The organism is Bradyrhizobium sp. USDA3010 (assembly GCF_056429065.1).
Map to the genome: position 1 here is coordinate 1 of NZ_JBWJZD010000086.1, position 11342 is coordinate 11342.

The following is an 11342-nucleotide window of genomic DNA, read 5'->3' on the forward strand; positions in this document are numbered from 1 at the left end:
GCGGGCGTGGTGTTCGCGGCTGAAGGTGATGGGGTTGGCTTTGCAACCGAATCCTACGCCGCATCAGCGCTTTACACCACGCTCGCCAGCCTCTCAGGCGCCTCTGACGAATAAGACGGGCTAGAGAACGAAGACGATCGCGCGCACCTCCTCACGCTCATCGGGCTCACGGCCTTACGAAATCCAGATATGCGTAAGAACATCCGCGATATCGCAAACGACGTCGGCAGGATGAACATTGCCGCGCGCCTCCAGAACGATTGACATACAACGCGAGCGTCCAGGAAGCTAAGGCTCAAGGTGCCTTGCCGGACGACTACAACGTCACCTATGACGAAATGAAAGCGGCTTTTGAGGATGGCTGCTTCAAGATCGTCCTCGACAACAACGCGCTGATTAGCACAGCGAACCCGCTGCGCGCCTTGATTGCCTGCACCATCTTCCGCGGGATGCACGATCATCTTGACGCTCCCCGAGCGAATGCAGGCGTAATCACCCCAGGCAGCCCGTCGATACCGCAAGCCAAGCATCGGCAGGGGAGGCGCATGGGCTGGTCATTGCGTTTGCCAAGCATAGGATAATTGGACACACCGAAGGGGCTTGAAGCTTACGCGGCGTCAGGTTGTATATTGCCAACCTTCGTGATGTCTAAGGGAGCAAAACGGCCGGGAATGGTAACCAGCGCTGGTGATGGACGACGAGACGCACCGCATATGATGCTCAGCTGCGCCACCGAGTTCGGTCCGCTGATCGTCTTCCATGCTGTGAATGCGAAATTACAGTTGATGGCGGAGGCTCAATTCTCAGGGTGGGAGCAAGGAGTATCGCGGAGAAAGACTGCACCGCACCTACCTGGATTGGTGGCCGCCGAATCCAACCGTTGGTCTATGCTGGTCCTTCAGGACTTGCAGATTTAGGAGAGATTAGGAGAGACGAGAATGGCCGCCTCAAGGAGGTAACCAGAAAGCTGGGAGCTTGAAGACAGATCATATCCTTGCGGTCAACGATCGGAGTGAGCATCACCCTCGTAAACAACATCACACCTTAGGCAATCTCAAGGAGGAGACAAGATGTCGATCACGATGACTCATAACGCCAAGTCTGCCGCTGAGGACCGTACTCAGCCGTTGGGGAATTTCAAACTTGCAGCAGGAGTCACTCTGGCGGTGCTGGCGCTGATGGTGTTCTGGCGCATCTTTCAGCAGGTCTATGCTTGGAGTGCCGGCCTCGATTCGACTGAGCCCGCGTTCGATGCCGCCTGGATGACGTTGCTGAAGGTTGAGCTTAGCGTCATCCCTTTGCTCTGGGTGGTGACTTGGGCGTATCTATGGTTCACGCGAGACCGCAATCTTGGCGCGCTCAAACCGCGGGAAGAGCTCCGGCGTTACTTCAATCTGGTCCTGTTCATCTTCGTCTATGCCTTTTGCGTCTGGTTCTCTACCAGCTTCTTTGCCGAGCAGGACGCCTCATGGCATCAGGTTGTGGTCCGGGATACAAGCTTCACGCCGAGTCACATCGTGCTGTTCTACGGCACCATGCCACTCTACGTGCTGTTTGGCGTGGGATCATTTCTGTACGCGATGACGAGGCTGCCGAAGTTCGCAACGCAGATCTCAATCCCATTCGTGCTCGTGGTTGTAGGTCCGTTTCTAATATTGCCGAACTTGGGCTACAACGAGTGGGGCCATGCCTTCTTCCTGATGGAAGAGGTGTTCTCCTATCCCTTGCACTGGGGTTTTGTCGTGATGGGTTGGAGTGTGCTGGCCTTGGGTGGGCTCCTGATCCAGATCGCGATGCACATGCTTGAAGTGATCGGGCGGCTTTCCCAAGAGGACGAAGTTTCGGTCGCCACCCAGCGCTGAAACCGCTTATGAACCATTAATCGCTGACAGCCCAGCATGTGCAAAGCATGCCGTCTTGTAATCATGTCGGGCGTCGGCTTCCAGGAAGGTCGATCTCAACTCGGTAAAAGAATTAGGAGGAAGCCATGCAAGGAGGAACGTCTGTGAGGCTGTATGGGCTCGAATGGCCTAAAGAGTCAGCAAGAATCTCAAGAGTGTTTGACCTTCTCGTCGCCGCCATCCTTTTTCTGGCCATCTCCGGCGCATTCCACCTGCATTGCATGCTGACCGCAGGGGACTGGGATATGTGGATCGATTGGAAAGACAGACAGTGGTGGGTCACCCTGACTCCAATTATGGCCATAACATTCCCTGCAGCTTTGCAGTATGTGTTTTGGACGAAATTTAGACTTCCAATCGCCGCTACATTTGCGGTCGTTTGTCTCCTGTTCGGTCAGTGGATAAATCGATATTTCGGTTTCCACCTGTGGTCGTACTTTCCGATGAGCGAGGTCATTCCAGCGCTGCTGATACCTGGCGCACTAGTCCTCGATGTCGCTCTTTTGCTGACCGGGAATTTTTTGTTCACGGCGATGTCCGGCGCCTTTGCGTTCGCACTGCTTTTCTACCCGACTAACTGGTTTTGGCTGGCGCCATATCGGCTACCCGTAGAAGTGATGGGGCAGCTTGTTTCCGTGGGCGATTACATCAGCTATGCCTTCACCCGCACCGCGCTGCCTGAGTATATCCGGCTGATAGAGCGGGGCACGCTTCGAACTTTTGGTGGCCACTCAGCCATTATCGCGTCCTTTTTCTCGGCATTCGTATCCATACTGATGTATTTGGCGTGGTGGCATATCGGAATGCTCCTCGCTCGCGTGGTAACGACGCCAAACACCCTGAAAAATTTCATGGGGCTCACCGATAAGGATGAGCCAGCTGAGACAGCCCAAAAAGCCGTGGACGGTACCAGCCTGCAAGGGCGCTTCGTCGCAGCCGAATGATCCTGCTGGAACTGTGGAGGACTCCAAATGAGAACATTCTGTTTCCGCAAAGGCTCATGCGTGCGTGGAGTCTTATCGGCAGCGGCGGCGATCATGCAGATTGGAATACTGACCTTCGTCCCAGATGCTGCTCTGGCGCATGGTGAGCGCAATCAGGAGCCGTTTCTGCGGATGCGAACGGCTCATTTTTACGATGTGAAGTGGAGCACGAACGAAATTCCCGTGAACGGTGAAATCGTTGTCACCGGCAAGTTCCGACTCTTCCCGATCTGGCCAGTCAACCTACCCCTTCCCGAAGCGGCCTTTCTGGGAAACGGGACGCCGGGCCCGGTGCTAGCCCGAACCGAGAGCTACATTAATGGCGTCCCGGCAATTCAGTCCACCAAACTGGAGTTGAACCGGGACTATGAATTCAAAACAGTGCTCAAAGGACGAGTGCCAGGCCACCATCACGTCCATCCGATGATCAACGTGATGGGAGCCGGGCCGCTGCTCGGACCGGGAAACTGGCTGACGGTGACGGGGAACGAAAGCGACTTCAAGCTTTCAATCAAAACTCTCAGTGGCGAGACTATCGACAATCTCGAAACCTGGGGCCTTGGCAGGGTGTTCTTCTGGCATGGCTTGTGGGTTGCGATCGCCATCGTGTGGCTTGTCTGGTGGTTGCGCCGGCCGCTCCTGCTGCCACGTTTTCGCGCGTTGACGGAAAAAGGCGGCGATCGATCTCAGCTCGTTACTAGCACCGATCGCCTATTCGGGGCCGGTTTGCTCGTGGCGACGATTCTCATCGTATTCTTCGGCTTTCAGGCGACCGACACCGCTTATCCAAGGACGGTGCCGCTGCAAGGGTCCCGCGCAACCGTCGAGCCCCTACCGGAAGTGCCTGAGCAGGTCAAAGTTGCGGTCAACAAGTCAAACTATGACGTCCCTGGCCGCTCGCTTCGTATGAACGTGACACTGACGAACAATGGGAGCTCGTCAGCACAGCTTGGCGAGCTCTTAACTTCCAATCAGCGCTTCATCAACCATGAGGTTAGCCAGGCAATGGCGACGGTGGATCCGAATTACCCCAAGGAATTGCTTCCTCCGAATGGGCTAAAGGTGAGCGACAGCCGACCGCTCAAGCCGGGTGAAACGAAGACAGTCGATATCGAAGCGGCCGACGCGGCATGGGAGACGGAGCGCTTGAGTAGCCTGATCAACGATCCGGACAACACGTTGGGAGGACTGTTGTTCTTCTATGACGAGCACGGCAAGCGGACAATCTCAAACGTCAGCGGCCCCATGGTCCCTGTATTCACCGATCCCGACAACCGCACGGCTGAGAATCCGAAAGGAGGTGCGGGTTGAACATAGTAAAAGCCGCAGCGCTTGGAATTCCATCTTTGCTCGTCATCCTGGACTGCGGTGGGGCGCGGCCAGCGATTGCACACGGGGGAGTATCGATGGAGAAAGACGTGTGCAAGCTTCGCGCAGGGCCCTATATGATGCATTTTACCGGATACCAGCCGGTCAAGCAGGGGAATCAGGAGTTTTGCGAGGACATTCCGGAAATCGGCCGCACCGTCATCGTCTTGGATACCATCGGCGATGTGCTACGTGATCTGCCCATCGAGGTGCGGTTGTTGCGAGACGCCGGCAACGACGTAGACAGCGAGGCCGTCCTTCGAATCCCGCCAAAAAAATATCCGACAGGCTCACTATCGTTTCAGTACACGTTCCCCGAATCCGGGCGCTTTGTGGGCCTCGTGACAGTCGGCGACGGACCGAAATACGTATCGAGATTTCCGTTTTCGGTTGGTTACGGCAACGGGATTTGGGTCCGATATAGGGACAGTTTCGCAATCGTTCTAGGAACGCTGGCAGCCGGGGCCGCCATGTTTTGGTACTCCACGTTGCGGAAGGAAAGCTAGGCTATCACTTTGTCGACCGCTGTCTTGCGATAAGGGGCAGACGCATGTCTCACGAAAAACACAGAAACAAGAGCGATTGCATCCGAGTAGCGACGGGGCGGCCATCACTTGATCCTGCTGGCACGCCAAACTTGACTGCCGGCGCCGGCAGGGCGCGAACTAGGCTGATTCAAGGGACGGTAAAAGAACTCTCGTCCGCAAGCCGGCGTCCGGCATCAGCGCTTGGCATCACGTTGCTGTGGGTTGGCCTCGTGTGCCTGCCGACGGCTGCCTCTGCACATGCCGCTCTCGTGAAGTCCGATCCCGCGAGCCGGGCAGTGTTAGCTCATTCGCCGCACCAGATCGAACTGTGCTTCAACGAACGCATAGAGCTCAAGTTTTCGAAAGTGGAGCTCAAGAACGCCAACGGTCAGTCGCTAACGCTCGGCGATTTGAAAGCAGGCAATGATCCGAAGTGCATGGTAACGGCAGTATCTGACATTAGACCAGGCAGCTATTCGGTTCATTACCGCGTGCTCTCGCAAGACGGGCATGTGGTGGACTACGGCTATCAGTTCACCGTCGAGGAACGTTAGGCATGCGGAATGACGGTATTGTTTCCAGCTCTGTGCAAGGCCATCGCTGACATTGCGCTTGCATGGGTCATAGGCGGAGTACTCTTTCTGTTGCTGGCAGGGCCGTCTTCCGATCCGTTCCTTGCCGCTTGGCAAAGACGAGTGAAGGTGAGCTTTCTCTGGGCGGCCAGCATTCACCTCTTCGCTACCGCTGGGTTATTTATCGCTCAAGTCGTGGTTGCGACAGATATGGCACTACCGGAGATAGTAGCGTCTGGCCAGACGCTGGAAAACTTCGGATTTGACACACATTACGGTCGGATCACGCTTGCAAGGTTAGCGTTCTCTCTTGTTTTGCTGCTGCCGACAGCGATCCTAATTCGAGGCAGGTCGAGGGAGCAGCAACGTTCAGCTTCAATCGTGACAGCCGGGACAGCAGCACTGATCGCGCTGATTGGTCCACTTGCTGGACACGCCGCCGGGGAAGACGACAGCCGTTGGCTCGTTCCGACCTATCAACTTCACGTGCTCGCGGTTTCTGCTTGGCTTGGGGCCTTACCGGCTTGGATCTGGCTGGTGGCTTCGGTCGCTGTCACCCCCACGGAGACTCGGCGCGTCTATGTCGCAGCGACGCTGCGACGTTTCTCCCAACTAGCAATCGGTTTCGTGGTCGTCGTCGTCACATCAGGTTTGGTGCTCGCGTTTAGCTCAGCTAGTTCGGCTGGCGAGTGGCTTGGCACGACCTACGGTCAACTAATTATAGCGAAGCTTGCTCTACTTGCATGCCTCCTGTTGGTGGCCAATCGGATTCGCACGCGCTTCCTACCCGTCATGGAAACCGTAGGAGCAAAACCCGCGGCTTTTCTTGCAGGAGCTGGATGGGCAGCAACTGAATTATTTTGCGGTGTTCTGATCGTCGGCTGCGCAGCCGCGCTCTCTTCAGTCATACCAGCACGACATGATCAGCCCATCTGGTGGCTGCCGTTTCGCTTTTCGATCGAGGCCACGTGGCCGGCGTGGCCGACGCCCGTTATCGCGGCGGGCGCCTTCTCACTAGCACTATTGTCACTCTTCTGGGGCCTGCTCGTTTGTTTGAGAAAGCCGCAAAAGGTAAAAGCAGTCGCGGCAGGCGCCGCCGCCGTTATTTCGGTCGTAGGCGGTCTGTCGCAGATATCCGTGCAAGCCTATCCCGATACTTACCGCCGCCCGTCGGTTGCCTATTCGACGATATCAATAACCAATGGAAAGCGTCTATTTGCCCAGAATTGTGTGGATTGCCACGGCAGCGGAGGGCTTGGCGATGGTCCGGCGGCATCGACCCTTCCCAAGCCGCCCGCGAATTTGAGCGAACCGCATACTGCGCTGCACACGGCCGGCGACATGTTTTGGTGGCTTAGCCATGGAATTCCAAAAAGCGGCATGCCCGGATTTGCTGATGTATTGGACGAACAGGCCCGCTGGGATGTGATCAACTTCCTGCGGACGTTTTCAGAGGGATTTCAGGCGCGCCTCCTGTCGCCTGAAATCGTACCCGATCATCCGTGGCTGGGGGCTCCCAATTTTTTCTTAGAGGACGAAAATGGGGCGGAGAGGGAGCTGAAGGACTTCCGTGAGCAAAGCAATGTGCTGCTCGTGTTTCCCGAAAAGTCCGATGCAATGCGCGTTGAACAGCTACGCCTTGAGCAGAATAGATTCCGGAAAGAACGATTGTGGGCGATTATCGTGTCGCCGGACGCAAAGCTGGCGGCGGGCGTCCCGAATGTCCGGCGTGGAGCACAAGAGGTTAGAGAAAGCTACGATCTGCTCTCCCGGAGCACTACAAATCGTGGAGATCCCAAGCGTTTGGAAATGGGAAGACATTCCATGGAATTCCTAATCGACAGGTTCGGATACATCCGTGCGCGCTGGTTGCAGGAGGAGGACGAATGTGGTTGGGAAAATTCCGACGAGCTGATCTCGCGGGTCCGAGTTCTCAATAGGGAGTCCAAAATTCTCCCGCCACCCACTCAACATGTGCACTGAATTAGTGGAAATCTTTCAGGGCTCGCAAACAAAGGAGGAAAGCATGCAAATATCATCCCGTCCCAACCGGTTTGGCGATCGATTCGAACAGTTCATTTGGTGCATGATTCTTGTGGCTGGCGCTCTGGTCGCGGCTCCAGCCCACGCACAACACCATGAGCCGAGCATGCACCATATGCACGGGTCTGACGGTGCGCCTATTGCGAGATCGGGAAATACCGGCGAGCTGCCCGCATTGAAGATCCTCCTGCCGCAATCGGGTAATACCATCGGCGAGCGTGTTGCTTTCGTTTTCCAAGCCGACGATAACATCGCAGAAATGACCATGAGCTCTGCCAATCCGAGCGTTCATCTGCATGTTTCGATGGACGAAACCGAGCTCATGCCAATGGCAGACCAGCTGATCCAGCTTGGTGATGGCCGCTATCTCTATGTTTTCGATCTACCTGCCAAGCCCGGTCGGCACATAATAAGACTCTATTGGGCGGATCCGCAGCATCACACAATCTCCGAGACGGTACAGACCCTCAACGTGGTTGTGAAGGAATCAAAATGAGCAAGCCGTCAATCATTGGGGGCCTAGGTGTGAGCGTTATCAGGAACGTCATGCGAGTGCGCTAGCTGATCCGGAAGGATTTTGGGCGGAAGCTGCACTCAACTCCTCGCGCATTCGCTCGCGTCCCGCTGACCTTGCCCCTCAGGCTTAATCCAGGTTGAAGTTCGCTCTGGCCCAAGACAAGGACCAGAGCATGAAGCGCAGCCGCTTTTCGGAAGAGCAGATCATCGGGATTTTGAAGGAGCACGAGGCTGGCGTTTCGGTTGCCGATCTGTGCCGGAAGCACGGCGTCAGTGACGCCAGTATCTACAAATGGAAAGGCAGATTTGGCGGGATGGAGGTCTCGGAGGCCAAGCGGCTGAAGACGCTGGAGGACGAGAACACCCGGCTGAAGCGGTTGCTGGCTGATGCCATGCTGGACAATGCAGCGCTGAAGGACTTGTTGGGAAAGAATGTATGGTCCGCCCCGTCCGTGCAAGGGTTCGTAACAGCAAAAATGACGCTTCCAGTTGCATAAATGTATCCGGCCTCTCGCGAGTGGACTGCTGTTGCAGCCAGGCCATGATGAGATCCGCGCACGCCGTTCCCAATAAATGGTTCGGGCACGAAGCCCGCTTTTTTGCACAGGGCTTACGGCATGTTGAACTGTTTCGTCATCACTGTTCCCGAGCCTTGCAATCGAAGCCAGAAGCGTCAGGCGAAAGCAGGATCTGTGCGTTCGTAGAGTGCTCCGGGCTTGTTCAAGACCACCCAGACAATGCGGGGCCATCTTGGCGGCTAGCTAGAGCGTGCGGCCGACCTGTCCGGAATGAGGCTCCAACTGGTGCAAAATATTCAGTTAGTACGATCGCTCGGTGGCGGGTCTCCCGATAAGGCACCACATTGCGGCATAACTCGAACTAAATGTTCAGCCCAGCGTTCCAGCGCATCTCGCATTTCGGCTTGGTAACGAGCCCGATTGTATATCCCCGCTACCCCTGCGCGGTGGCCGCTCACGTGATTTAGGATCGCTTCCACGACATGCGGCAGGACGCCCAAACGATCCGCCATCACCGTTGCAGCCGTGCGACGGAGATCATGCACGGTCCAATGGGCTAGGGGCTTAGCATCCTCATTCACCGTCTTCCGAGCCGCAAGGATGCGCGCATCAAGCGCCGCCTTCGATTTCGACCAGCCGGAGAACCCTCGATGTTCATCGCCTTTTCGGCGAGGACCATCGCCAAAGACGCAGTCTCGATCATTCCGCCGAGGCGGTAGCAGAGCCCAGGCAGCAGGGACGAGCGGCAGCACGTGCTCACGATGGTTCTTGGTCCGAGTGCGGGGCAGGGTCCAACGCTCGGCCGCGGCATCTAGCTCTGGCCATCGCATGCCGCCAACTTCATCGCGCCGCTGAGCCGTCAGGATCAGCAAGCGCACTGCACGTCCGTAGTCGTCATCACTGCATGACTGCCAAATCTCGGCTAGCTCTGCATCGGATATTACCCGCTCCCGAGACTTCGGCTGGTCGGGACGATTGGTCCCGAGCACCGGGTTGCCCGGAATGTCGAGTCCCTCTCGAATGGCCCAATTGAACATCGTGGACAGGGCGGTCCGAGCGCGGGCCGCTGAGACGGCTCCTTTCTGCGCTGCAATCTCGGCGACTCGCGCTGCAACATGGCGGCGGGTGATCTTGAACACGGAGACTGGGTGCAAGGGCTTCCACGCGATCAACAAGTAGCGTTCGATCTCGGAATACGTCCGGGGCCGCTGCTTCTTCTTGGCAGCGCCGAGGTATTCGCCAGTGATCTTGCGGAGTGTGTCAGCTGCCTGGAGGTTGGCCTCCGCTTTCGTGTCTGCCGGGTCTTTCCCATCCGCGACCAGTCCCAGCAATCGCTTGGCTTCCCGGCGCGCCTTCTCTGGCGTCCAGGGTGACCCGTGCGGGCCGATCGTGACAAACCGCTGGCGGCCGAATACTCGGTACTTGAGGACATAGGTTGCCTGATCGCGCTGACGCCGCACACCAAATCCCCGCACCGCCTCCTTATGATCCGCATCCCAGATGGCCTCACCCGGGGCGAGCGCCTGGACAGCCCTGATTGTGATGCTTGCCGATGCCATGCGACCTCCTGTTCCTAGCTACCAAATAGCTACCACATAGCTACCACGCTAGCGGAAAATGTGGCGAACGGCAGCGAAGCGTCGGCGGGATCTGTCGCTGAAATCACAGGAGAAATAGAACTTTCGCGTAGCGGATCGCAACTGCGGCGGAGGTTGTTCTCTGTCTGTGGAACAGGAGGTCGGTGGTTCGAGCCCACCCAACTGTACCATCCACACCATCACCCAACGCGACGTCGCAAGTTCGGGCCATCGCAAGCTTGCCGCCTCCCTTGATCGCCGGTGGCGTGTCATCTCGCCCGCTTGCACTTCTGCGTGCGTTCACCCACACTCCACGAAACGACGCCTTAACGACGCCTGGTGACACCTTTGGGGGGACGCATGGGGACCGCCGGTTCAAGGAGTTTTTCGTTTGCGTTGATATCAGCGGTCGGCTTTGCCGCGCTGTTGCTGCCGGGCCGGGGTGAGGCTTACACGCCCGACCAGCAGCAGGCCTGTACGCCGGATGCGTTCCGGCTCTGTGGCCCCGAGATTCCCGATGTCGATCGCATCACGGCCTGCATGATCAGGAACAGGGCGCAGCTGTCGCCGGCCTGCCGCGTGTTCTTCCGCGCAGATCCCGCGCCGCGAGAGGCAAGCGAGCGGCGGCCTGCGAAGCGGAAGGTCTCCAAGTCGCACAAGGCGAAGAAGTCCACCCACTGATCTTGTCCCCATCACGCGCATGCGAGAGCCGCGAGCCCGGTGCGTTGTCTTGACGCGAACGGGTGTGCGCCTTGCGCGCGTTGGATCATGCGGCGGCTATTTCAAGACCGTCATGCGCGACAGACTGACGCCTTGTGACGCTGTCACGCAGCATCATCTCTGGAGCTTGTGTTGTTTGCCAAATCCGTTTCGCGACGGAACGGATGGAGTGAGGCGCGTGAGCGAATACGACAAGCAAGAGATCGATCGGCACTTCGCCTGGTTCGAAGCCAAGCTTCCGGAAAAGCCGGCACGCTTCGTCGCGTGGCTGCGCAAGCCGTCATCGCGCTACGTGCGGATTCCGCTCGCGATCCTGCTGATCATCGGCGGCATCTTCAGCTTCCTGCCGGTGCTCGGACTCTGGATGCTGCCGCTCGGACTCCTTTTGTTCGCGCAGGATGTCCCGCTCTTGCAGAAACCGACGGCGCAATTGCTCGGCTGGATCGAGCGCAAGTGGATCGCGCGCCAGCGCGCCAAGACTGCCGAAAAGCGCTAGCCCGTCCTATTCGTGAGAGTGCGGCTTTTGGGCCCGATTGATGCGGCCGTACATCTGCTCTGACGAGGCGCACAGGATTGCCTTCGGCTTTTCACCGCCTGACGACCGGTACTTTGCAACG

Annotated in this window: 11 protein-coding genes and 1 pseudogene; 11 read left to right on the forward strand and 1 reads right to left on the reverse strand. The window is 57.4% G+C overall.

Features of this window, described 5'->3' with window-relative positions; all coding sequences use genetic code 11:
• Positions 1 to 305: 305 nt before the first annotated feature.
• The 9 genes and pseudogenes from AC066Y_RS42350 to AC066Y_RS42390 all read left to right on the forward strand — a co-directional run.
• Positions 306 to 581: a hypothetical protein gene (locus tag AC066Y_RS42350; protein WP_478279018.1), complete on the forward strand. Its 276-nt coding sequence runs from the start codon at positions 306 to 308 to the stop codon at positions 579 to 581.
• A 489-nt stretch (positions 582 to 1070) separates the two neighbouring features.
• A complete protein-coding gene (amoC, locus tag AC066Y_RS42355) occupies positions 1071 to 1862 on the forward strand; it encodes a bacterial ammonia monooxygenase, subunit AmoC (protein WP_456730809.1) in 792 nt (263 codons plus the stop codon).
• Between the two features lie 125 nt (positions 1863 to 1987).
• Positions 1988 to 2845, forward strand: a complete 858-nt coding sequence (amoA, locus tag AC066Y_RS42360; RefSeq protein WP_478279019.1) for a bacterial ammonia monooxygenase, subunit AmoA — start codon at positions 1988 to 1990, stop codon at positions 2843 to 2845.
• Between the two features lie 27 nt (positions 2846 to 2872).
• The gene (gene amoB, locus AC066Y_RS42365; protein ID WP_478279020.1) at positions 2873 to 4195 is read left to right on the forward strand and encodes a bacterial ammonia monooxygenase, subunit AmoB; all 1323 of its coding nucleotides are present in this window, start codon (positions 2873 to 2875) and stop codon (positions 4193 to 4195) included.
• Between the two features lie 95 nt (positions 4196 to 4290).
• Complete coding sequence (locus tag AC066Y_RS42370) at positions 4291 to 4758, forward strand: hypothetical protein (protein ID WP_456718389.1); 468 nt, start codon at positions 4291 to 4293, stop codon at positions 4756 to 4758.
• A gap of 44 nt (positions 4759 to 4802) precedes the next feature.
• Positions 4803 to 5333, forward strand: a complete 531-nt coding sequence (locus AC066Y_RS42375; RefSeq protein ID WP_478279021.1) for a copper resistance CopC family protein — start codon at positions 4803 to 4805, stop codon at positions 5331 to 5333.
• Positions 5334 to 5342: 9 nt separating this feature from the next.
• Complete coding sequence (locus AC066Y_RS42380) at positions 5343 to 7334, forward strand: CopD family protein (protein ID WP_478279022.1); 1992 nt, start codon at positions 5343 to 5345, stop codon at positions 7332 to 7334.
• A gap of 43 nt (positions 7335 to 7377) precedes the next feature.
• Positions 7378 to 7890: a hypothetical protein gene (locus AC066Y_RS42385; RefSeq protein WP_478279023.1), complete on the forward strand. Its 513-nt coding sequence runs from the start codon at positions 7378 to 7380 to the stop codon at positions 7888 to 7890.
• A gap of 193 nt (positions 7891 to 8083) precedes the next feature.
• Positions 8084 to 8347: pseudogene (locus AC066Y_RS42390) on the forward strand (transposase); the annotation flags it as partial.
• 377 nt (positions 8348 to 8724) lie between these two features.
• Here the strand turns inward: AC066Y_RS42390 and AC066Y_RS42395 are convergent.
• Positions 8725 to 9987, reverse strand: coding sequence for a tyrosine-type recombinase/integrase (locus tag AC066Y_RS42395; protein WP_478279024.1), 1263 nt, complete (start codon positions 9985 to 9987; stop codon positions 8725 to 8727).
• Between the two features lie 378 nt (positions 9988 to 10365).
• On the opposite strand from AC066Y_RS42395, the gene AC066Y_RS42400 reads away from it, so the two are divergent.
• Positions 10366 to 10686 (forward strand): hypothetical protein, encoded by a 321-nt coding sequence (locus AC066Y_RS42400; protein ID WP_478279025.1) that lies wholly within the window; start codon positions 10366 to 10368, stop codon positions 10684 to 10686.
• Between the two features lie 208 nt (positions 10687 to 10894).
• On the forward strand, positions 10895 to 11221 hold the full coding sequence (locus tag AC066Y_RS42405) for a hypothetical protein (protein WP_478279026.1): 327 nt from the start codon (positions 10895 to 10897) through the stop codon (positions 11219 to 11221).
• Positions 11222 to 11342 lie beyond the last annotated feature (121 nt).